This window comes from Arthrobacter celericrescens, from assembly GCF_003614925.1.
GTDB lineage: Bacteria > Actinomycetota > Actinomycetes > Actinomycetales > Micrococcaceae > Arthrobacter > Arthrobacter celericrescens.
This window is the reverse complement of the sequence record NZ_QYLP01000018.1, coordinates 38,351-61,710: the sequence shown is the minus strand read 5'-3', so window position 1 is coordinate 61,710 and position 23,360 is coordinate 38,351. Positions and strand designations below refer to the sequence as shown.

At 63.2% G+C, this 23,360-nt stretch carries 17 protein-coding genes; 13 read left to right on the top strand and 4 right to left on the bottom strand.

Features of this window, described 5'->3' with window-relative positions; translation table 11 throughout:
- Positions 1-207: 207 nt before the first annotated feature.
- From D3654_RS03510 to D3654_RS03500, 3 genes are all read right to left on the bottom strand, one after another.
- Positions 208-1,005, bottom strand: coding sequence for an alpha/beta hydrolase family protein (locus tag D3654_RS03510; RefSeq protein ID WP_120520141.1), 798 nt, complete (start codon positions 1,003-1,005; stop codon positions 208-210).
- On the bottom strand, positions 992-1,873 hold the full coding sequence (locus D3654_RS03505; RefSeq protein ID WP_120520140.1) for a PaaX family transcriptional regulator: 882 nt from the start codon (positions 1,871-1,873) through the stop codon (positions 992-994). Before D3654_RS03505 ends, D3654_RS03510 begins: the two co-directional genes overlap by 14 nt.
- A 179-nt stretch (positions 1,874-2,052) precedes the next feature.
- Positions 2,053-3,456, bottom strand: coding sequence for an amino acid permease (locus D3654_RS03500; RefSeq protein WP_205571722.1), 1,404 nt, complete (start codon positions 3,454-3,456; stop codon positions 2,053-2,055).
- Positions 3,457-3,854: 398 nt separating this feature from the next.
- On the opposite strand from D3654_RS03500, the gene kynA reads away from it, so the two are divergent.
- The 5 genes from kynA (at position 3,855) to D3654_RS03470 (ending at position 11,566) form a co-directional block, all read left to right on the top strand.
- Positions 3,855-4,736 carry a tryptophan 2,3-dioxygenase gene (gene kynA, locus D3654_RS03495; protein WP_120520138.1) on the top strand — a complete coding sequence of 294 codons (882 nt, stop codon included), beginning with the start codon at positions 3,855-3,857 and terminating at the stop codon, positions 4,734-4,736.
- 12 nt (positions 4,737-4,748) lie between these two features.
- A complete protein-coding gene (locus D3654_RS03490) occupies positions 4,749-6,092 on the top strand; it encodes an ATP-dependent DNA ligase (RefSeq protein ID WP_245413068.1) in 1,344 nt (447 codons plus the stop codon).
- Positions 6,093-7,503: 1,411 nt separating this feature from the next.
- A complete protein-coding gene (locus D3654_RS03480; RefSeq protein WP_120520137.1) occupies positions 7,504-9,126 on the top strand; it encodes a hypothetical protein in 1,623 nt (540 codons plus the stop codon).
- Positions 9,123-11,168 carry an integrase gene (locus tag D3654_RS03475; RefSeq protein WP_120520136.1) on the top strand — a complete coding sequence of 682 codons (2,046 nt, stop codon included), beginning with the start codon at positions 9,123-9,125 and terminating at the stop codon, positions 11,166-11,168. The genes D3654_RS03480 and D3654_RS03475 overlap by 4 nt, the downstream gene beginning before the upstream one ends.
- Positions 11,165-11,566 carry a hypothetical protein gene (locus tag D3654_RS03470; RefSeq protein ID WP_120520135.1) on the top strand — a complete coding sequence of 134 codons (402 nt, stop codon included), beginning with the start codon at positions 11,165-11,167 and terminating at the stop codon, positions 11,564-11,566. The genes D3654_RS03475 and D3654_RS03470 overlap by 4 nt, the downstream gene beginning before the upstream one ends.
- A 117-nt stretch (positions 11,567-11,683) precedes the next feature.
- On the opposite strand, the gene D3654_RS03465 is transcribed toward D3654_RS03470, so the two are convergent.
- A complete protein-coding gene (locus D3654_RS03465; RefSeq protein ID WP_162943605.1) occupies positions 11,684-12,850 on the bottom strand; it encodes a helix-turn-helix domain-containing protein in 1,167 nt (388 codons plus the stop codon).
- A 266-nt stretch (positions 12,851-13,116) separates the two neighbouring features.
- Between D3654_RS03465 and D3654_RS03460 the strand changes: the two genes are divergently transcribed.
- From D3654_RS03460 to D3654_RS03425, 8 genes are all read left to right on the top strand, one after another.
- Positions 13,117-14,442: an MFS transporter gene (locus D3654_RS03460; protein ID WP_120520133.1), complete on the top strand. Its 1,326-nt coding sequence runs from the start codon at positions 13,117-13,119 to the stop codon at positions 14,440-14,442.
- Positions 14,439-16,070: a thiamine pyrophosphate-dependent enzyme gene (locus tag D3654_RS03455; protein WP_120520132.1), complete on the top strand. Its 1,632-nt coding sequence runs from the start codon at positions 14,439-14,441 to the stop codon at positions 16,068-16,070. Before D3654_RS03460 ends, D3654_RS03455 begins: the two co-directional genes overlap by 4 nt.
- Positions 16,067-17,503: an aminobutyraldehyde dehydrogenase gene (locus D3654_RS03450; protein ID WP_120520131.1), complete on the top strand. Its 1,437-nt coding sequence runs from the start codon at positions 16,067-16,069 to the stop codon at positions 17,501-17,503. Before D3654_RS03455 ends, D3654_RS03450 begins: the two co-directional genes overlap by 4 nt.
- Positions 17,504-17,545: 42 nt before the next feature.
- Positions 17,546-18,820: a M20 family metallo-hydrolase gene (locus tag D3654_RS03445; RefSeq protein WP_120520130.1), complete on the top strand. Its 1,275-nt coding sequence runs from the start codon at positions 17,546-17,548 to the stop codon at positions 18,818-18,820.
- The gene (locus tag D3654_RS03440) at positions 18,817-20,241 is read left to right on the top strand and encodes an FAD-binding oxidoreductase (RefSeq protein WP_120520129.1); all 1,425 of its coding nucleotides are present in this window, start codon (positions 18,817-18,819) and stop codon (positions 20,239-20,241) included. Before D3654_RS03445 ends, D3654_RS03440 begins: the two co-directional genes overlap by 4 nt.
- Before the next feature lie 152 nt (positions 20,242-20,393).
- On the top strand, positions 20,394-21,380 hold the full coding sequence (locus D3654_RS03435; protein WP_120520128.1) for an NAD(P)/FAD-dependent oxidoreductase: 987 nt from the start codon (positions 20,394-20,396) through the stop codon (positions 21,378-21,380).
- Positions 21,377-21,613: a hypothetical protein gene (locus D3654_RS03430; protein WP_120520127.1), complete on the top strand. Its 237-nt coding sequence runs from the start codon at positions 21,377-21,379 to the stop codon at positions 21,611-21,613. Before D3654_RS03435 ends, D3654_RS03430 begins: the two co-directional genes overlap by 4 nt.
- Positions 21,614-21,691: 78 nt before the next feature.
- A complete protein-coding gene (locus tag D3654_RS03425; protein WP_120520126.1) occupies positions 21,692-23,347 on the top strand; it encodes a biotin carboxylase in 1,656 nt (551 codons plus the stop codon).
- The last annotated feature ends 13 nt before the right edge of the window (positions 23,348-23,360 follow it).

Sequence of the window (23,360 nt, the reverse complement as noted above, 5' to 3'; positions counted from 1 at the left end):
AGCGTCCGGTCGGCCTGGCTGGCTGAAATGAAGCGGATAGCAACCTCCCGGCACGCCCGTCGCGAAAACCTGGACCTCCGGCGACCGCATACACGACGGCGGATCCGAAATCTGGCCTGACTGCCGAGACTGAGACTTGCACGTGGTGCACAGCCTCACATCGCGGCGCCTCGGGCGCCGGTTCAATGCAGGCCCGGCAAAGACTCCTCAGTTTGTTTCAGTCAATACTTCCAGGAGCACCTTGCGACACTCCTCGTAGGACTCTTTGCCCGGAGTGATGATGTCGAGGTGATCCCCTGTTGTCTCATGTAGCAACGCCGGGTCTCCAGCGGCTTGCGCCGCAGTGACGTAGGTTTCCGACAGGGAAAATGGGGCCTCGTCGTCGGATCTGCTGTGGAATGCGTGGATCGGGACGCCGATCGGCAGGCAAGCCACTGGGTTCGCGAACGCGTAGGCGTTCATCTGAGCCGGCGGTGCGCCCATAAGGTTCTCCACCGCACCGCTGCTGAGGCCCAGGCGCCATGCCCCTTCCAAATCCAGCACACCGGCCTGGCTCACTACAGCAGTCAGCGCTACTTGGGGGTCTGCGCCGGGTACCCCGTGGGGAAGCTTGCCACGGCCAGCGGCCCAAACCGCCAAGTGTCCCCCCGCAGAGTGCCCGAGGGCAGCAACCCTTCGTCTTTCCAATCCCTTCTCCGTGGCGATCGCCGCGAGCGCATCGATCCCAGAAGCGATGTCTTCGAATGTGGAGGGCCAACCACCCGAGCCTTCGACCCCATTGTGACCCGCGCGACGATATTCCAGGTTCCACGCAATGACCCCGCGCTCCGAAAGGTCAAGAGCCGCAGGAACCCCAAGCTCTGCGGTGTACGTCTTCCTCCAATAGCCCCCGTGAATAATGACCGCGATACCGACGACCCTGGGATCTGGATGCTCCGGAAGGAATAGCTCCCCCCATTGGTCTGGATGATCACCGTAAGCAACGACCTCCCTATGCGCGGCCATCTGCCATCCCAGGGGTCCTGGAAGTATTGACCACCACATCGGCCGGCAACATGGTCCGCACAAATTCAAGGCTTGGCTGCTCGTGCGATTCGCGGATGCGCTCGAACAGGTTGATGCATTCCTTGCCGGGCCATCCCTCAGGCAGGAAGTCGTCAGGAAGCCCCGGATCGACGTATGGAATCACGCGCCAACGGTCGATGCACCGGACGTAGGTAGCAAAAGTGCTTGCATCGGCCGGCACAGATCCCGTCGCGACTGAGCCGTATGCCGCAATAAATTCGCGGTGGAGGTTAGCCAAGTAGTCCAGGTCCCACCATTCTTGGACAGTTGCCCGGATGTCGCCGGTTACTTCGGGAGGCTCGGTTCTGAAGAGGACCGCATGCTCTTGCAGATCCAGGTCCCGCAGGATGCCGGCAACCTCTTCCCGCAAGAAGTCCGGACATACCCAAAGGCCGGGGGCCACGGTTCCACAACCGATCCAGCTCAAGTGGCGCCTGAGTTGATGACGGCGCTGCCGCTGGGATTCCGGGACCGAGAAAGAAATCAGACACCAAGCATCGCCGGGCTGCATGCTGCGGGGTTGATAGATTCGACGATCCCCGCGTGAAAACATGGCATGCGCCTCTTCGGTCAGACTGAATCCCTTCCGTCCCGCCTTGGCATCCGGGGTGAGCACTCCTTTTTGTTTCAGCCGCGTCAGCGCGGTGCGCGTTAGATCGACCGGGACGTCCAGGATTTCCATGAGATCCGTCAGCGACTTAGTAGGCATCCATCCCCCGGTATCGCGCAGGTAGAGCCCAATGGTCGTTCGAAGCAGGGAAACGACACTTCCAGGACGGGAGAAAGTATCGTCAAGGACCGGCGTCATCGGACCTCCGTGGGAACATTGCTGACGGCGGACGGGTCACAGCCGTTTGGCGTGGGTACATAGGCTGACACACATCAAGAATATCATTCTTGTGACGCCCGTCCATAGCTTGAAATATGACGCTATTGCCCGCGCGCCCCGCCGACCGCAAGGTCGGCAGGGCGGCGGGTACGGCCCACCTACTTCCCGGCCGCCATGGCGTCTGCGTGCGCTGGTGCGTTCGCGTTCTTGATTTCCTCCGCCAAGGGGTCGTACCGGCCGATTGAGCCCTCGGTGCGCTTGTCTACGTAGAAGTAGGCGCCGAGCACCAGGGCCAGGAACGGGAGGCCAGCTATCCACGCCCACGTCAACCCATCGATAAACAGCGTCGAAGCCAAGATGGAAGCGACGAACAGGATTGCCAGAACTGTGGTGACGGGGGCTCCTTTAAGCCTCGCCGGAGATGCCGGGAGATTGTGGCGTTCCCTAAGGACTCGGAAGCGCAGGTGCGTTACGAGGATCAGGATCCAGACCACCAGTGCACCGAACACGGAGACGCCGAAGAGCGCCAGATATGCAGTATCCGCGGCGACCAGCGAGACGACAGAGGCGATGAGCAGCCCGATAGAGCTGATCACGAGTGCGCGGATGGGCGCTCCGCGCTGGGTCAGTTTCCCGGTCCATTTCGGAGCGTAATTATGCGCCGCCAGGGAGTGCATCATGCGGGACGCCACGTAGAGGTTCGCATTGGCCGCAGAGAGCGCGGCCGTCAGCACAACAAAGTTCATGATGCCTGCGGCTGCAGGGATCCCCGCCGCCGAGAAGACCATGACGAAGGGGCTGGCAGCAATGTCACTGCCGACCTGTGCGGTCTGCGTCCAGGGAACGACAGCCAGAACGATGGTGATGGAGACGATGTAGAAGAGGCCGAGCCGGAATGCCATTGACTTCGTAGCACGAACGACATCCCGGACAGGATTCTCCGACTCTGCGGCGGTGACTGACACGACTTCGGTGCCGAGGAAGCTGAAGATTACGAAGACCATGGCCAACAGGAGCCCCTGAATCCCGTTGGGCATGAACCCTCCGTTGGTGACCAAGTTAGATACCCCCACTGGCGGCTGACTGGGCAGTCCGAAGAAGATCAGGGCAACTCCCAGGAGTAGGAACGCGACAACGGCACTCACCTTGATCATGGAAAACCAATACTCAACCTTGCCGAAGTTCTTAACCGCCCCGGCGTTCACAGCGAGAACAGCGGCTGAGAAGGCAACGGTGCTTAGCCACAGCGGGATCTCCGGCCACCAAAAGCGGATGTATATGCCTGCCGCGACAACTTCACCACCCACGGCGATGCACAGCACAGCCCAGTAGGTCCAGCGGACCACAAAGCCCGCCCACCTACCGATATAGGCGTGGGCAAAAACGCCGAAGGCGCCCGCGGTAGGGTGCACCACCGCCATCTCAGCAAGAGCCCACGCAACTACCAGGGCCACAAGCCCACAAATGATGTAGGCAATGATCGTGGCTGGGCCGGCCTGCGAAATGGCCAACCCGGAGCCAAGGAACAGCCCGGTCCCGATCGCTCCCCCGAGACCGATCATCCCCAGTTGGCGCCCGGTGAGTTGGCGGTGAAGGCCGTGCGTATCGGCCCGCAAAGCGGCTGCTTGCTTAGGTTCTGACATGAGAAGCTACCCATCTTTTGAGTTGGTCGGCTGCCGGAAACAGCTGACTTGAGAGACAGAGCGGACGGCCCTCGCCGGGCCGGACTCAAGGTCGGATCCACCCCTCGTCGATTTCACTGGCCGGCTCCCCGACTTGCTTGGAGGAGCGGATGGGCCGGCGGAAGATTCCTCGCGAGCACCCCAGGATGTGATCCAGATCATCGTATTTCTCATTTTTGACGAGCGTCAAGTGAGTGAAAGAAGTACGGCAAGTCTTCTGTTCGCCGCTTGTAAATCACTTTCTTGACGCTCGTCACGAAAGTGATAGCATTTGCGCCATGAAAACCCCCAAAGATCTTTCCCCGCAGAGCGTCCGACAGATCGAGGACACCGTCCGCACGGACTTTCGGCATGCCATGTCCTACGGTGGCTACCTGGACCTCGACCGGCTGCTCACCGCGCAACACCCCCTCAGCGAGCCTGAGCACCACGATGAATTGCTGTTCATCATCCAGCACCAGACCAGCGAGCTTTGGCTAAAACTGGTCCTGCACGAACTACTGGAGGCCCGCAGGCTTCTTGATGCTGAAAACCTGGGCAAGGCCCTGAAATGCATTGCCCGTGTGAAGGCCATCCAACGCACCATGACCGAGCAATGGTCGGTCCTCGGTACGCTTACTCCCCGCGAATACGCTGAGTTCCGCGGCTTCTTGGGCAGTTCTTCCGGGTTCCAGTCGTATCAATACCGTTGCGTCGAGTTTCTCCTCGGAAACAAGAACCCCGGAATGCTGCGGGTTTTCGAAAGCGACCCCAAGGCACATGCGCTGCTCAGCACGCTCCTGGATGAGCCGACGCTGTATGACGCATTCCTGGCCCTACTGGGCCGCGCCGGCTATGACATTCCGGCCGAGGTCCTTGAACGGGACGTGAGTGAACCATGGACATTCCATGAGAACCTGGTCCCGGTTTTTCAGAAGATCTACGAATCGGACAACACCCCGTGGGGCCTCTACGAAGCCTGCGAGGACTTCGTGGACATCGAGGACAATTTCCATGCCTGGCGTTTCCGCCACCTTCGCGCAGTCCAGCGGACCATCGGATTCAAAGTTGGCACCGGCGGTTCGTCGGGCGTTGACTTCCTGAAGCGCGCCCTCGACCTGACATTCTTCCCTGAGCTCTACGCCGTCCGTACTGAGATCGGCAGTACGCAGCGGCCGTGACAGACTGATGCCATGCTGCTCGACGAGATCGTGAGGACCTCGGAAGCCGTTGCGGCCACTCGCTCCCGGCTCGCCAAGGTCAACGAATTGGCAGGTCTGCTGCGCCGGCTCGACCCCGAGGACATCCCGACGGCGGTCGGCTTGCTCGCCGCCAAGCCTCGGCAAGGCCGAGTCGGGATCGGCTGGAGCGGCATGCGGGCGGCCAGGGTCGAGTCCGCTCCTGAGCCGCACCTCACTATTGCCGACCTCGACGCTGCGTTGGACCGGCTGCTGGCAGCCGGAGGCATTGGCTCGACCGTGGATCGCGCCGCCACCCTTCGGACTCCGATGGCGGAAGCCACCGAGCGAGAGCAGGCCTTCATCGCCGGCGTGCTGCTCGGAGAACTACGTACCGGTGCACTCGAAGGCGTACTGACGGATGCGATCGCCCGCGCCGCCGGCCGTCCGGTCGAGGCCGTACGGCGCGCAGCAATGCTCTCCGGCGATCTCGGCGGGACGGCCCTACTGGCGATCACGGGCACCGCTGCGCAGCTTAACGCTGTCGGCCTCGTCGTCGGACGTCCCGTGCAGCCCATGCTCGCCGCAACCGCGGCCAGTACCAGCGAGGCACTGGAAGCCACGGGGGAAGCGTCGGTGGAATACAAGCTCGACGGCGCACGAATCCAGGTTCACCGTGCCGGCGACGACGTACGCATCTTCACCCGCACCCTGGCCGACGTGACCCATCGGCTGCCTGAGGTGGTGGAGGTGGTACGCGGACTGCCCGTGCGCGATGTGATCCTCGACGGCGAGACTCTAGCCCTGGACGAGGACGGCGGTCCCCGGCCGTTCCAGGAGACCATGTCCCGCTTCGGGGCGGACGCGGCGCGCACCACGCTACTGCACCCGTGGTTTTTCGACGTGCTGCACATCAACGGGCGCGACCTGCTCGACGAGCCGCTGTCCACACGCATCGGCGTGCTCGAGCGCATCGCCCCCGGTCACCGCATCCCGGGGAAAATCACTGGGGATGCGGCTGTCGCCGAGAGAGTGTCGCGCGATGCGCTTGCCGCGGGCCATGAGGGTGTGGTGGTCAATTCCCTGTTGAATGAGCGTGTTGATGCTGTTCAAGAGGGGTGCGTGTTGTGCAAGGATGGCGTGTTTTCTGGGTGCCGGCGGGCAGGTCCGTGGAGTCGAAGCGATTGTTGGTCTCGGGCGGTTGGGATGGCCTGGCGGAGGACGAGGAGCGGGCGGGTGTCCGTCCGGGGACGCCGATCCTGCTGTCGCCGGACTGCCAGATCGACGGGCGGTTGGCCCGCTTCCTGGTCCGTTCGTCCTTCGCCCGGCTGGAGCAGGAGTCGAAGCGGAACTACGTGACGGAGTACTGCGTCTTCTTCGACTTCTTGTGGAGTCGAGACAAGGACTGGGCTGCGGCAGGCCCCGATGACCTGTGGGATTTCGAGGACTGGCGCACGAGATCGCTGAGCAACCCGCGGCGGGTCGGCGGTGCCCGTTGGAACCGGGGCCTTGCGGCTTTGGGCCGCCTCTACTCGTGGGCGGTGAAGCAGGGGTATGTGTCGGTGAGCCCGATTGAAACACGGGCGGCGTTCGGGCGGCACGGGCAGTCGGTGGAGGTGCCTGCCGCCCGGGCGAAGGATGCGAGGTCCAGTGATGTGCGCTGGCTGACGCCCAGGATGTTCCGGCGTTGGGTGGATGTGGGCTTGCGCGGGTTCTCCGCGGATGGTGTGCCGGGCGCGGCATGGGGCGGGCGGATGGAGGACCGGAATTCGGCTTTCGCCAATCTGTTGTTCTCATCGGGTCTGCGGCTGACCGAAGCCGCTTCGCTTCTCAGTCTCGAGGTCCCGCAGTCAGAGATGGGAGACCGCAGGTACTATTCGGGCCGGCTGGCCCCGGTTGTGACGAAGTCGAAGCGTGCACGCACGTTCTACATGGCGGCGTCGGTGGTTGGCGAGATCGAGGCGTACTGCGATTCCGGCAGGGCCCGGGTGATCCGCCGTGCCCAGCGGCAGGGCAGGTATGACGTCCTGCCGCGGATGCGTCTGGTGACGTCGGTCTCCGGGCACCGGATGACGGTCCTCCGCTGGCGTGATCGTGACGGAATGCTCGGTGAGACGGCCCTGGCCCGGGCAGGTGTCGAGGAACGGGCGATTCTTTTCACTGAAGGGCCCGAAGGTCCGGAACCGTTGTGGCTGTGGCTCAACGAGTCCGGTCTGCCGTTTCGGCCGGCGTCATGGGAGGGCGTGTTCCGGACCGCCACGGAACGGTGCGCGAAGACCCTGTCGGGAGAAAAGGGTGATGCTCCGTTTTGCACCCCGCATATGTGCAGGCATTCGTTCGCGCTCTACATGCTTGTCGCCCTCCACCACGCGATGGATGTCCGGCTCGGCCTGACACCGAAGGAGCGCCGGGACTTCCGCCTCCTCTACGGCGATCCGTGGCGGATGGTCCAGGACCTGCTCGGCCACGCGGACGTCGAAACCACCCGTAGGATCTATCTGGCCCCGGTCTCCGACCTCCAGCTCCACTCACTGATCTCCTCACCTTCGGCTGGTGCGGGGGACCCGGAGGCCGGGGCAGCCGACGATGTCTCCTGGATTCTCGCCCGGCTCGCAGCCGAAACGGGCACGATCCAGGACCTGGTTGAAGACGAGGCGGCCCTGTGAGCGGCCGGGGACACCGGGCGGCCCTGCCGCCGGAGCCCCACCACCGGCCGATTCCGCGGCCCCATGACGGGCTAAAGGTCGAGCACCGCGACAGGAAAGGGCGCGTGGGCACGTTCAACTTCGACGAACTCCCGGTCGGCGCGGAACTGCAGCGCGCCTTCGCTCGCTGGTTCGCCGAGAAGTGCGCACCCGGCGGCGGGTGGGACTCCCTCCCGTCAAGCAAAGCCATGTGGTTCCGCCTTACCGTATTCGGGCGCTTTTGCGCTGAACAGGACGATCCGCCCCAGCGCCTCGTCGACATCACCCCGGCATTGTGGAACAGGTGGCGTATGCGCCGACCGGAAGGCATCAACGGCTACTCACAGGTGAGCGCACTGGGTGGCTTCTTCAGGAGACACAACGAGCTGAGCGAGGCGACGAGGTCCGCGATGGCCAGACGACTTCCCTCGGTCACGTCCACGGGGCGGGCATTGGCCCCGGACGAATTCGAGGAAGTACGCACCGCAGCCCGGAAGATGTTCCGCTCCGCCCACCTAAGGATCCGGGCCAACACAGAACTTCTAAGGCGATGGCGTGAGGGATCCTTCGAGCAGCAAAGCCGCGATTGGCTCATCGGAGAGGCCCTGGATTCGCTCGCCCGCACCGGCTACGTCCCCCACCGGCGCATCAACGGGCGGCACCGCAATCTGGTACGGAACGTTGCCGCCCTCGGAGGCGACGAGGCCAGGCATACGTGGATGCGGCTTTTCCTGAGCCGGTCCGAAGCGTATGCCGTGGCCGTGTTGCTCGTGATGGAGTTCGGACTCAACGCGACGGTGGTGTCGGAAATGCGCGCGCCGCGGGCCTTGCAGGACGGCGGATCCGATGGCTTCCCGATCTACCGGATGGAACTGGAGAAGCGGCGGCGGGGAGCCGGCCGCCACTTCGAGACCCGGAATGTCCCCGACACCGGCGCCGACACGCCAGGGCGGCTGATCTCGAAGGCTCTGGAGGCGACTTCGCACGCCCGGGCCTTTATCACCGCCGCCGACAGCACCCTGGACTTCCTTCTCATCTGGCGGAACGCCCAGCCGGGGCCCAGGAACGTGTCCCCCGTGGCGCCATTCGGGATCGGCCTGACGAAGAATGCGGAAGACTCCTGGCTCCGGGAAACCGGCCTGACCGCCGCTCCCCTGCAGAGACTGCGGAAGACGGTCAATGTGCTGCATCGCAGGGAGCCCGGCCAGAACAGCCAGGACACCCACGACGCGGTCTATGTCCTTCCCGAGCCCCAGGTGCAGCAGGCATCCGCACCGATCATTGCCCAGGGCGCCGAGAGCGCCCTCGCCCACGCCCAGCACACCGTCCTGCGCGCCCAGCTTGCCGACACGGCCCGCCCGGATTCCCTTGAGACCGCCACCGCTGCCTGCTGCGACTACAAGAACAGTCCATTCAGCGCCCAGGGGACTGGATGCCGTGCCTCGTTTCTGATGTGCACGGCGTGCCCGAACGCGCGGATACACCCGAAGCACCATCCACGCCTGGCCTACCTGCACCTCTCGCTGGGCAGCCTGCGTTCGGTCCTGGGCGACGAGACCTGGGCAGCGGACTGGGGCAACCCGTTCACGCGCCTGGAGGACCTCAAACGCAGGCTCGGTGACCAGGTCTGGGCGAAAGCCCTGGCCAGCGTGACCTCCTCCGACAGAGCAACCATCGGTAGCCTCCTGGAAGGACAGTACGACCTGTGACCCTCGCAATTGAAGAGACCGCTTCGCGCCCGGCAGCGCATGCCCATGCCATCCTGCCCGGTCTGGTCGCCGAGGGCTTCACCGGCCCGGTCCCCCGATTCGGGGACCCGTCCTGGAGCCTGGAAGCCCTGGTGCACGGCCCCGGCGTATCAGTCGCGACGATTCACTGGAAGACTGTGCCCGCAGCCTTCCGGGAGGAACTGCGGCACCTGACGTGGCTGCTGATCAACACCTCGCTGCCCGCCAGCTTCCTGATCGGCAGACACCCCCGGTGGCGGACCACCGTATCGCCCGGCCACGTGTATCCCACCGTCGCGATATGGAGGGCATTCTGCCAATGGCTGCAGGAAAGGGGGATCTCATCCCTCCGCGACTGCACTCCGGCAGACCTGCAAGCCTACGCCCTCCACCTCACAACGGAACGGGCAATGCAGCGCAACCCTGCCCAGAAAGTCCTCGCGGCCCTGACACGGCTCTGGGCCTTGGACTCCTCGAACCCCTTCCCTGTCGGGCTCTGCGAACCGCCCTGGCTGACCGAGGGCGCCGATGATTTCCTTCCGGCAGGGTCTTCCACGGCCGAGAACTCGACAGAGCCGATCACCCCGGAAACCATGGGACCACTGCTGATCTGGGCCCTGCGCGTTATCGACGACTTCGCCGATGACATCCTCACTGCCGTCCTTCGGAAGGAAGAGATACTCGCCAGAAGCAGGCAGAACCCCGCAACTCCAGAAGGCCAGGCGGCGCTTGAGGACTACCTAGGGCGCTTCATCGCCGCCGGCGATTCGCCACCGAGCATGGCGGCCGGGAACCGGACCGGACTCGCTGCGACGTACATCGCCTACATGACGGGGGCTGCGGTCCATCAGGTCCACCATCAGGTGATCGCAGGGCCCTGGCGGGAACGGCTCTTATCCGCCGATGGTCCGGCCCCCGTCTTCACCGAACTTTCCGGCACGGTCGATGGCCGCCCCTGGAAGAAATTCATCGACTACTCCGAGGCGGGCGCCCTCAAGATCCACCTGACGACCGCGGCCTACATAGTAGTCTCATACCTGACGGGAATGAGGCCCCGTGAAATCCAGGGACTCGAAAGTGGCTGCTGCCCGGAGCCGGAATCAGGGCGCCACCTTATCTACGGCCGCGTTTACAAAATGGCCGTCAACGACGACGGGAACCACGTCCCGCAGGGAACCATTCGCGACGTTCCCTGGGTAGCCATCGAACCGGTGGTCCGGGCCATCCGCACAGTCGAGAGGATCAACCTCGACGGATACCTGTTCGGCGACTTGCCGCCCGACACCATGAATTTGCGCATCGAGAAGTTCATCGCATGGGCTTCGAACCTCGCCAAGAGCCTGGACCGCCCCCACGAGACAGTCCCTGAGGACAAATACGGCTCGATCGGCGTTTCTCGGTTCCGCCGGACAATGGCATGGCACATCGCCAGACGCCCCGGCGGGCTCGTCGCCCTCGCCGTCCAATACGGCCACATGCGCACCGCCATGAGCGCCGGCTACGCCTCCCGGAGCCGGAACGGAATGCACGACCTGCTCGACCTGGAAACAGCACTCGCCGCAGCCGACACCCTGGCCTCGCTCAACGAAGACCTGGCGAACGGCGCAGGCATCTCAGGCCCGGCAGCCCGCAGAGCCATCAACGCCGCCCAGCACGCCCCCGAATTCGCCGGCACAATCGTCAACGCGAGGCAGGCCCGCGCGCTTCTGGAAAACCCATCGCTAACCATCTACGAAAATCCATCCGCGATGCTCATGTGCGTCTACAAACCGGACCGTGCCCTCTGCAACCGCATCACCGAACGTGAAGCACCGCGCCTGGACCGCTGTGTCACATCCTGCGCGAACATCGCACGAACCGACGATCACGCAGACCAGATGCGACAGGAAGCGGAATCCCTGGCGAAGCAGGCCCTGAAGTCCCCCGAGCCCCTCGGGCACCGGCTGGAAGCGCGGGCCCGGCGGCTCCGCGAGGAGGCCGACCAGCACGACCGTTCCCGCATCCTTCTCGAGGAGACCCGATGAGCCCCGCGCACGACGAACGCGCCCGCATCCAGGCAGCCATGGAACGAATCCTCGGCGGAAGACCGGAGCACTCCAACGGGGCCCTGACTATCGTGGCCCTCGCAGCAGAAGCAGAAGTGCCGCGGAACGCGCTCACCCAGCGCCACCTCGACCTGAAGAACCTCTTCTACGAGCAAGTAGAGGCGCGCGGCGGGACACCAGACGGCGAACTGCGCATCCGGCGGGAGACGGCCAGACTGAAGCGGCTGCGGGAGGAGGACAGAAAGGTGATCCAGCAGCTGAAAGCAGACAACGAAGCCCTCGTCGGGGCTCTTCACCTAGCACAGCTCCAAAATGAACAGCTTCGACTGCGACTGGCAGAATCCGGCGGCATGGCACATGCAATCGGCAGGAGCTGACGCAGGAATGCGGCGGCTTCCGCCAAATGACAAAGTGAACAGGCCTCGACCGCTGCCGGCAACGGACGCCCCGTTCCAGATCCCGATCCGGGGGGCTGCTTCGGCCAGGTTCACCTTCTAGAGCCAAGCAACGACAAGTTGTGCTGCCCGCTCAGGGACCAGCAGGTCGATACCGGTAACTTCGCGGAATCTGTTGAGACGGTTGAGAATGGTGTTTCGATGGCAATAGAGGAGCGTCGCCGTTTCAGCGGTGCTGCCGTTTCGCATGTATTCACGGGCAGTTTCCTCAAGCCGTTCGCGCTCGGGTTCCTTCAGCTTCGCCAGTGCTCCGTTCACCTCAGCACGGAGATCGAGCCCGGCTTCGCGCATCATGTCACGGGCGAGCCGCGTCCAACATCGGCTGACAGTCAACGGGGAAGTGTCTTCGCGGATCACTAAGCGGGCCAGTGCGGCAGCAGTATGAGATGCGGGAACGACGTTACTGAGGCCCTGCACATCAGACACGAGCCCGCATGCCACATCGGCTATCCCAGGACGTGGTAGCGGCACTTCGATCCCGCCGTGGCCCAATCTGGTCGACTGCCAGAAAAGAAACGTCATCCCGTCACTTTCGTGCAAGAAGAATCCCTTGGACATGATTCCCTTGGTGGTTTCGCTCCGAAGAGCCACTGCGGCTTGCCCGGCTGCGGCAGCAACCGAGAATGTACCACCCGGTTCAACACCCAACGCTGCAGCAACGCTGGCCACGACATCCGGGAGCTGGCCAGTGCGGCCAAACAAGCGTGCGACGAACTCGCTGCGGAACGTACTTTCTTCCTGTGCCATTTGGATGCGCTCGCTCAGGTACCCGGCGTGGACCTGGCTGGTGTACTCGTCAACGATCTGCCAGACAAGCTCAACCCGCGCAGCCAGCAGGGGAGCGTCGTCGGGCCCGCAAAGTTCCAAAAGAAGTGTCCAGAAGATTCCGAAGTCCAGCCGGACGGCGGCAGTGAGTGATTCCCCCGGAACGCCTTGCCGGGCCCGCCGTGCGCCAAGATCAGCGGCCAGCGCCAGCAGTGGTTTCGTGGGCTGTCCGTCTGCCATGCATTCATTCAGCAAACGCAGCGATTCCGTGGCAGTGGAGTGGAGTTCCTCGTCGCTGACGATGCCGTCAGCGTAGCCCGGGATTGTCTTGACACGCGCCACGAACCGGTCAGCAAGAAGTTCTGTGTGCCCGGCTAAGTCGTCGATGATCTCTAGCCAGCGTTCGGACATGCTGAAGTGTTTGAGTCGCGAGTCGTCCATAGCTTTTACCTCCCGGGTGCGTTGCACGCCTCCCGCCGGGATGGCACGCCACTTAGTCATTCACACGCGAGTGACCGCGTATTGCACAGTTCCGCGTCTATTGCTCAAGCGTAGGTCGATCCAGGTCGCCAGGCATTGGGCCGAGGCACAACATTTGGTGGAATTCCCGAGTGTTTCTGCCGTTTCGTTGGAAAGCATCCACTGTCATTCTGAAGTGAACATCCGCAGGTCGAGCCCCAAACTCCGACCCAAGTCTTGGAGAACAAATGACAGAGATAGCAGCCAAAGAAGAAGAAGCTGCCGCCGTCGAAATCGACGAGCGAACCACTAAACAAGTGGCCTTGGGTGCGTTCGTCGGAACAGCCCTTGAATGGTACGACTTCTTCCTGTTCACCACGGCCTCGGCCATCGTTTTCAACGTTCAGTTCTTCGTCAGTGACAACGCGCTCGTTGCATCCCTGGCTGCCTTCGGCACTCTGGCAGTGGGCTTCGTGGCACGCCCGCTCGGCGGACTGATCTTCGGTGCCATGGGCGACAAGGTCGGTCGCAAGAAGGTCCTCATGATCACGATCGTGGGAATCGGCGCAGTGACCGGTCTGATCGGTCTGCTGCCCAACTACTTCTCCATCGGCATCGCAGCCCCGATCATCCTGATCCTATTGCGTTTCGCACAGGGCCTGGCTGTAGGTGGTGAGTGGAGCGGCGCGATGATCATCGCGATCGAAAACGCCCCGTTGGCCAAGAGGTCCCGTTACGCCGCCGTTCCGCAGCTGGGTTCCCCAGTCGCGACGATTCTCTCCTCCGGCGGGTTCTTCCTCCTGGCACTGAGCATGAGCAAGTCAGACTTCGACTCTTTCGGCTGGCGCATCCCGTTCCTCATCGCCATTCCGCTGCTGCTCGTTTCCCTCTGGATCCGCCGCAAGCTCGAAGAGTCTCCTGTCTTCTCCCAGGTGATGGAGCACGGTGAGACCGAAAGCGCGCCCATCAAGCAGGTACTGAAGACCTTCTTCCCGCAGATCATCGTCGGCATGGCTACAACCCTCCTGGGCGTAGGCGGCTTCTACCTCGTCACCACCTTCGTCATCAGCTACGGTGTGCGCGTCCTGCACCTGGACTCGAAGCTGTTCCTGCTGGCCACACTGTTGGCCGCCGTCGTCGAAATCCCGGTCCTCATCTACGCCGGCCGACTCGGTGAAAAGATCGGCGCCTCAAAGGTTGCTGTCATTGGCGGTGCGCTGACCGCCGTCCTGGCATACCCGGTCTTCATGGCCATCGAAAGCAAGGACCCGGTGCTCGTCGTCCTTGCCATCATCATCGGCGTCTCGGCACTGTCCATCCCATACGCCATCTCAGGCGTCATCCTCACCGGGCTGTTCCCGGTACACCTGCGCTACACCGGCGTGGCCATCGCGGCCAACACCGCCGGCCTGGTCAGCGGCTTCGTCCCGCTGATCGCCACCGCATTCCTGGCCGCCAGCGGAGACCAGATCTGGCCCGCCATCCTGATCCTGGTGGCCGTCGCACTCTTCACGCTCGTGGCCGGCCTGTTGGTCCCGCGCCTGAGCATCCCCGTGAAAGGACTGAAGCATTGAGCACGGTCACGACAGCAGGGCACCTCATTGTCCGCCAATTGGAACGTTCAGGCGTCAAACGCGTTTACAGCGTCCCCGGTGAAAGCTTCCTGGACGTGCTGGACGGACTGCACGATTCCCCCATCACGAACGTCGTGGCCCGGCATGAAGGCGGGGCCGGGTTCATGGCCCTTGCCGAAGGCCGGTTGACCGACCTGCCGGGCATCGCCATGGTGACCCGTGGTCCAGGTGCCGCCAACGCATTCATCGCCGTGCACACCGCATGGCAGGACGCTACCCCGCTGATCCTGTTCATCGGGCTGATTCCTGTAGCAGACAGGGGCCGAGAGTCCTTCCAGGAATTCGACATCAATGCCTGGTTCGGAAGCACCGCCAAGAAAGTCCTGACCCTGGAGGACGCCGCCTCGGCAGCCCGGGTCGTGGACGACGCCATTCACACAGCGCTCAGCGGGCGCCCGGGACCGGTGGTCATCGGCCTTCCCGAGGACGTTCTGGTGCACGAGATCACCACAGCCACGGTTCCACCCAGGCCCCTTCCGGTTCAGCACGCGCCGGAAGCCGCTGTTGAGGATCTCATCACGAAGCTCTCAGCGGCACAGAAGCCGCTGATCATTGTCGGCGGCGAGGGCTGGACCGACAAGTCCTCCGATGCCTTGGCCTCCTGGTCGCTGCAGCACAGCATCCCGGTAGCGGCTGACTTCCGTGCCTACGATGCGGTTCCGCATGATTCCGGCAGCTACGTCGGGTTCCTGGGGTATTCCCGAGGCGATTACCTTGCCGCGGCCGTCGAGGACGCTGACTTGCTCGTGTTTCTCGGTTGCGTCCGGTCGGATGTTCTCAGTGACGGCTACCAGCTGGGCTTGGGCGTTGAAACGATCGTCGCGGGACCGGACCCGGATATCGTTGGACACTTCGGCCGGGTCGATCTACAGATTAACGCCGGCGTCGACGCCCTCGTCGGGCAACTGACCGGCCGATCCCTTGACGCAGGCCGCGAGACAACATGGCTGAGCGGCCTGCGTGCAGCTTATGAACTGTTCAACACGCCGTCGGCGGACGGCGGCCTGGGCGTCGATCTTTCACTGGCCATGGCCGAGCTGAAGGGGATTCTTGAGCCGGATACGGTGATCACCTACGGCGCAGGAAACCATAGTGTCTGGGCGGCCCGCTACCTCCGGCACAACTCCGCGGATTCCCTCGCAGCGCCACGTAACGGTGCGATGGGCATGGGCATTCCCGCGGCCGTGGCAGCGTCCTTGATCTTCCCTGGCCGGCGCGTGGTCTCCGTCGCGGGTGACGGTTGCTTCATGATGAACGGCCAGGAGATCGCCACGGCCATCGGCTTCGGCGCGACCTTTATCGCCGTTGTGGTCGATAACGGCTGCTTCGCCACGATCCGCGAGCATCAGGAAGCCCACTACCCTGACCGTCCCAGCGGAACCCAGCTGACAAACCCTGACTTCGCCGCATGGGCCAGATCGTTCGGCGGACACGGCGAGCGGGTGGAGCGCACCGAGGACTTCAGGGACGCCTTCACCCGGGCTGCGGCCAGCGGCCTGCCCGCGGTCGTCCACGTCATCACCGACCCGTCCACACGGGCCCCTAAATCTTCCGAGGAGCCAGTATGACCACCGGAACCAAGCAACTTACGGTATTGCACAACATTATTTCCGGGAGCAAAAGCGCCGCCGAGGCATACCTTCCCTTCTACGATCCAGCCACCGGCCAGATCATTGGGCAGGCGCCCGACAGTGACGCCAGCGTCGTGGACCGGGCATTCCGGGCAGCGTCCGAGGCATTCCGCAGCTACCGGAAGACCACCCCGGCGCAGCGCCAATCCATGCTGCTCGCATTGGCGGACCTGATCGAGGCAAATGCCGAACGTCTGGTCGATGCCGAGGTAGCGTGCACCGGCAAGCCCCGGGCCCTGACACTGGAAACGGAGATTCTGCGGGGCGCGGACCAGCTCAGGTTCTTTGCCGGTGCCTGCCGCGTCGTGTCCGGGACAGCCTCCACCGAATACGTCGAGGGCTACACGTCCTCCATCCGGCGCGAACCCATCGGGGTGGTCGCTCAGATCACGCCGTGGAACTACCCGTTCATGATGGCCATCTGGAAAATCGGCCCCGCCCTCGCCGCAGGAAACACTCTGGTGCTCAAGCCGGCCGACACCACCCCGTGGTCCACCATCATTCTCGGAGAGTTGGCCCAGCAGGTGTTCCCTGAGGGCGTCGTGAACATCGTGTGCGGTGGGCGGGAAACGGGAGCTGCGATGGTGGAACACCCGGTACCCGAGTTCGTGTCCATTACCGGCAGCACCCGCGCCGGGTCCCAGGTCATGGGCTCCGCGGCCGGGACCCTTAAGGAGGTGCATCTGGAGCTCGGCGGTAAGGCGCCGGCGATCGTGTTCGACGATGTGGATGTGGACACAGTGGCCAAGGAAGTGGCCGCAGCATCGTTCTTCAATGCGGGCCAGGATTGCACCGCCATCACCAGGGTCCTCGTTCACCGGACCATCCACGACGCGTTCGCCGCGGCCCTTGCCTCGGAAGCGTCCTCACTGCGGGCTGCCGGTCCCGAGGACACTGGAGCAAGCCTGGGACCGCTGAACAGCCAGGCACAGTTGGACCGGGTGCAGGGGTTCATCGACAGGCTGCCCCACCGGGCGCGCATCCTATGCGGCGGCACCCGAGGAGCCAGCGGCTACCTGTTCAACCCCACCGTCATCGCGGGAGTGGAACAGGACGACGAAATCGTCCAGGGCGAGATCTTCGGTCCAGTCATCACCGTGCAGGCCTTTGACACTGAAGAGGAGGCCTTGGAACTGGCGAACGGCACGGTCTACGCCCTCGCCTCGAGTGTCTGGACCCGCGACTTCGCCACAGCCTCACGCGTTGCGGTTGACCTGGACTTCGGGGCCGTGTGGATCAACTGCCACCACGTGATCCCGGCAGAGGCGCCCCACGGCGGCTTCAAGCAATCCGGAACCGGCAAGGACCTCTCCATCTTCGGCCTTGAAGACTACACCCGGATCAAGGCTGTCACTGCTTCGCTGCGCTAGCGGCACCCTGCTCACCACCGACCAAGCCGAAAGGGCACCATCATGACGGAGACAATCAGCACCAGCCTTGACCAGAGCTTCCTGGCGGACTTTTACCGGATGAGCGAGTTCGGAGCTACCGCCGGCGGCGGGGTGGACCGCCAGGCGGCCACGGCCGCCGACGGCGAGCAACGCCGCTGGCTTCAGGCGCTTCTGGAAGAACACGGATTCAGCGTGCAATATGACGCTGTCGGGAACCAATTCGGGCTCCTGGAGACTGTACCCGGGGCGCCGTACGTCCTCGTCGGCTCGCACATGGATTCCCAGCCCTTGGCGGGCCGCTACGACGGGGCCTACGGTGTCCTGGCGGCAGCCCACGCAGGGATCCGGCTCAGGGCGAAGTGGGCGCAACCGGGGAATGGACCGAAATACAACCTGGCGGTGGTCAATTGGTTCAACGAGGAAGGGTCCCGCTTCAAACCATCGATGATGGGCAGCTCCGTGTTTACCGGCAAGCTTCCCATCGAGGCCGCGCTCGGAACCATCGACACCTCGGGGATTAGTGTCCGCGAGGCGCTTGATGCCGTTGGTTGCCGCGGAAACTACAGCGGTCCGGAGGCATCGTACTATGCGGAGATCCACGTTGAGCAGGGACGTTCCATGGAGAAGCGGGGACTGACCATCGGCCTGGTCGATTCGAACTGGGCTGCGAACAAGTACGAATTCGTCGTCCACGGTGAACAGGCCCACACCGGGTCCGCTGTCATCGCCGATCGTAAAGACGCACTTCTGGGAGCCTCAATGCTCATCGTGGCAGCCCGGGAAGTCGCCGAACATTTCACCGAAACCCCGCTCCACACTTCGGTGGGTGAACTGCATGTGCTGCCTAACTCACCGGTTGTCGTCGCCCGTCAGGTCAATCTTCTTCTGGATCTGCGCTCGGCGGATGAATCCGTGCTTGCCGAAGCAGACCGGATGCTGCACGAGCGCATCTCCGAAATTGAGCTTAAAGCCAACGTCCTCATCGAAAAGCAGACGTCCCATTGCTGGTCCGTCACCCCGTACCAGCCCGAAGGCGTCGCGCTGGCGGCAGATGTCGCCGAAGAACTTGGATTCCCCTTCGCGAAGGTCAAGACGTTGGCGGGCCACGACTCCACGAACATGAAGGACATTGTTCCCACGGTCATGCTCTTTGTGCCCAGTGTGGACGGTATCTCCCACAACGAACACGAGTTCACCCACGACGAAGACATCGCCGCCGGTACTCGTATGCTCACTGCTGTCGTGGACAGGCTGTGCTCAGGCGCTCTGGACGCCGGGAATCAGGTGGCGGCATGAGCCTGACCTTCAATGACTGGCTCGAATCCGGAAACCTGCCGGCCAGCAGCTGGTCAACGTCGACCCGTGACCTTGCCACCTATGCCATCGACCGGGCACCTGTGACGGACTACCACGAACCGCTGGCCGTCCTGTGGCCTGAAAACATCGAGCAGGTCCAGCTGATCGTCCGGGCGGCGGCGGCCAGCGGGACGCCCATCGTGGCCCGCGGCGCGGGAACCAGCGTTTCCGGCGGGGCCCACGCCACCAAAGGGTGCGTGGTCCTCTCCCTTGAACGGATGAACCGCATCCTGGACATCAACGTCGAGGACGAAACGGCGGTCGTGGAACCGGGGGTCATCAATGCGGATCTGGGCCGGGCGGTCGCAGCTTACGGACTGATGTACGCCCCCGACCCCGCCAGCTACGAGATCTCCACGATCGGCGGCAACGTGGCAACCAATGCCGGAGGCCTGCGCTGCGCCAAATACGGTGTCACCCGTGACTCCGTTCTGGCGTTGGACGTGGTCTTGGCTGACGGCACCCTCATCAACACAGGGCACAAGACCTTCAAGGGGGTGGCAGGGTATGACCTTACGGGGCTGTTTGTCGGTTCTGAAGGGACTTTGGGAATCGTCGTCGGCATCACCGTTCGCCTGCGGTACCTTCCCCAAGACACGGAGACGATAGCGGCGTTCTTCCCGGACTTCCCGTCCGCTGCCCGCGGTGTGCTCGCCGTCGGAAAGGCCCGGGTGCAGCCGGCCATCATGGAACTGCTGGACCGCGCCACCCTCGAGGTCCTTGATAAGGCTCACGGAACATCGCTGACATCCATCGGAAACGCGCTCCTGCTGATCCAGACGGACGGACGCGCGTCGGTTGAAGAGGCCGTGGTCATCAAGGCAGAACTATCAAAACTCGGGGCAGCCATCGACTCCTTATCGGCAGGCTATGCCGAGCGTCTCCTTCACCTGCGCAGGCACAGCCGTGGCGACGAAATCGATGATGAATTCCGTGTCGGTGAAGATATTGCCGTGCCACGGTCGCGTCTCGTTGACTACGTCGGAGCCCTGGAAGGCTTGGCCCAGAAGCACCAGGTCCACCTCAAAGTCGTTGCACACGCCGGGGACGGCAATCTGCACCCCACCTTCTGGGTCGAACCCGAAGAAGCCTCAGAGGGTGTCGCACGGCTGGAGGCTGCCCTGGACGAATCCGTCGACATCGCCTTGGCCATGTCCGGAACCATCACCGGCGAACACGGCATCGGACAATACAAACTCCAATGGCTGCCCCGGGAACTGTCCGTCGAATCCCTCGACCTTCAACGCAGGATCAAGGAAGTCTTCGACCCGCAAGGCCTGCTTAATCCGGGCAAAGCCATCCTTTCTGCCGAGTCCACACACCAGGTCCGGCACGCCAAGCAGGTCACGGCACTCAGCTGAGACCTGACGCAATGCCCGGCAAATCCGGCAAGACAATCACTGGAGTCTAGAATGCCCGTCAGACGCGCTACGTCACCCAACAAGCGCTCACCCCGGGAGCGCGCTGGCGCTTCTTCCCGATCGCTGGCGAGCCCGGGCCACGGTGGTTCATCATGAGCCAGCCGCCGCAGAAGAAGCTCACAGTCGTCGGCGCCGGCGTCATTGGACTGACCACTGCCTGTGTCGCCGCGAGGGCCGGACACAACGTCAATGTCGTGTCTGCCCACCATCCGGAAGACACGGTGTCCGCTGTCGCGGCAGCGATTTGGGCCCCGTATCACGCCCGGCCGAAGGCCCGGGTGCTGTCATGGGCAAGAACCAGCTACCGGACCTTCAGCAGCATGGCCGAATTCGCACCAGAAAGCGGTGTCAGGATGCTGGAAGGCCTGGTCGTCCACCGGTCAGGACATCCGGCTCCTTCGTGGCCGGAGTCGGTGCCAGGCCGAAGGCCGGCCAGTCCGGAGGATCTTCCTGAAGATGCTATTGGCGGAACGGTCTGCACCGTGCCAGTCATTTCGATGGAACGATACCTGCCGTGGCTTGTGGCGCGATGTGAGCGGCTTGGCGTTACCTTCCAGTGGCATCAGGTGACGTCGCTCGATGACCTTTGTGCCGCCGAAGGCGACATCGTCCTGGCCACCGGTCTGCGCAGTTACGGGCTGCACCAGGATGAGGGACTTTACCCTGTCAAGGGTCAGATCGTCACCGTCCGTGATGTGGAAACGGAGGGATGGATCATTGACGATGCGAACCCGGCCGGTCCCGCTTACATCATTCCGCGTGAAGGCTCAGTCATCTGCGGAGGCACAGCCGACGCGCACACTTCAGACCCGGCTCCCGATCCGCGGGTAGCCCGCCGGATCCTGGCCACAGCTCAACGGCTGGCCCCGGCTTTGGCCACAGGGACTGTTTCCGGCAGCACCGTCGGATTCCGTCCATGCAGGGTTGCAGTCCGGCTCGATGAGGTCCGGCAGAACAACACCCGTATCTTCCACAGCTACGGGCACGGAGGCTCAGGAGTCACAGTCTCCTGGGGCGTGGCCCACTCCACGCTGGACCTCATAGACCGTAACGACACTCAGTGGAGATCACAGGCATGAAGAAACGCACAAGCGCCGTAGCGACCAGCACGACAACCATTGATGCCCAGAACTGGACAACCCTCGCTCCCGGCGACAAGGTCCATGTTCAACACCCCGAAATGGGAAAGTTCCAAGCCGTCGTCGACGACAAAACCCACGACTCCCACGCCATCTGGATTCTTCGGGAAGACCTCGGTGAACGGCGCGTTTTCACCAACCTCGAAGGTGTGCGTCTCGTGCCCAAGACCTAGCCCACCCCGGCCTTGGAGACACAACTCTCCGCCCTTCTTTCTCCACCTGTCCACGGAATCAACCAAGAGGTCAGCACCATGGTCCAAAACCGCAGCAAGTCACCAGCCAGCAAGTCAACCGGCAAAAAGTCCACTGCCCCGCCCACGGCCCCTGTCCCGGCCGGCCGCGATCCGCAAACAATCAAGGCAGAAACACCGTTCATCGATGTTCCCGAAGTCAGTGTCGGCACGGATGCAGCGTTCGCTGACGCGGCCCCGGCTACCCACCCGACACGCGGTCTAAAGAACATCTCCGAAATCCGGCATTTCTTCCGTACGAACGACGTTCCGGTGTTTTTCATCGGGGCAGCACCGTTCAACCTGCTCGGCCTGGACCGCTGGGTCCGCAACTTCTCCTACGTCACCTACTACGACGCCTGGGACGGTGCCCACCCCCGGGTTTTCTCCCCGGCCTATAAGCCGTACCAGGAATTTGCGGACGGGGAAGCCATCAACAACTGGTTGCTCAACAACGCCGAAGTCCGCGCACACATGACCCGCGGGCTCCTGCCCGGCGTCCGCCCGAAAGTCGCCATGGTGTTCTTCAACGAGGAAACCGAAGCGATCTGCGACGAACTCGGCTACGACCTCATCCTGCCGCCGGCCAGTCTGCGCGAACGCCTTGACTCCAAGATCGTCACCACTCAGCTGGGCAACGAAGCAGGCGCCCCCAGCGTCCCCAACGTCCTCACCACCGCCGATGAATGGGACGAACTCCTCGATGCTGCCACCAAGGCGGGACTCGGCCAGGACCTGGTGGTCCAGACACCCTATGGAGATTCCGGGAAGACGACCTTCTTTATCTCCTCCGAAACCGACTGGGACAAGCACAAGGACGACATCGTCGGCCAGGACCTGAAGGTCATGCGCCGAATCAACAACCTGCCGGTCGCTGTCGAAGCAGTCATCACCCGCAACGGCACAATTGTGGGGCCGTTCCTGACCGAGCTGACCGGATACTCCGAACTCACCCCCTACCGCGGCGGCTGGTGCGGCAACGAAATGCACCCCGACGTGCTGAACACCGAACGCCGGGCAAAGGCCACGCAGCTGGTGCGGCGTCTGGGTGACCGGCTCGGCAAGGAAGGCTACCGCGGCTTCTTCGAAGTAGACGTACTCATCGACACTGATGACAACGAGGTCTACCTGGGAGAACTGAACCCAAGAATCAGCGGTGCCTCCGCGATCACAAACGTCACCGCCGGCGCCTACGCCGACGTCCCGCTGTTCCTCTTCCACCTGCTCGAGTACATGGACGTTGAGTACGAACTGGACGTGGACGAGATCAACCAGCGGTGGGAGGACCTGGCCGGCGGGGACGTCTGGAGCCAAATGATCATCAAGGAAACCTCCCCCATCGTTGAACAACTCGTGGAGACCCCGCACACCGGCCAGTATTACCTGGACGCGGCCGGCTCACTCGTTTTCCGGCGGGCAGCACTGGACTGGCACCAACTGCAGAACGACTCCGAAGCATTCTTCCTGCGCATCTATGGACCCGGCGACTACCGCTGGAAAGGCGCCGACCTCGGCGTTCTGGTCACCAAGGGACGCCTGCAACGTGACGTCAACGGGGACACCGCCTTGACCATCCGTGCCAGACACCTGATCGACTCCATCCGTGGCCGGTACCTGGGCATCCCGCTGACCACCGAAGAAGACCCCAAACAAACGCAGGGCGTGAAGTCCCAATGATAGATTCCTTTGA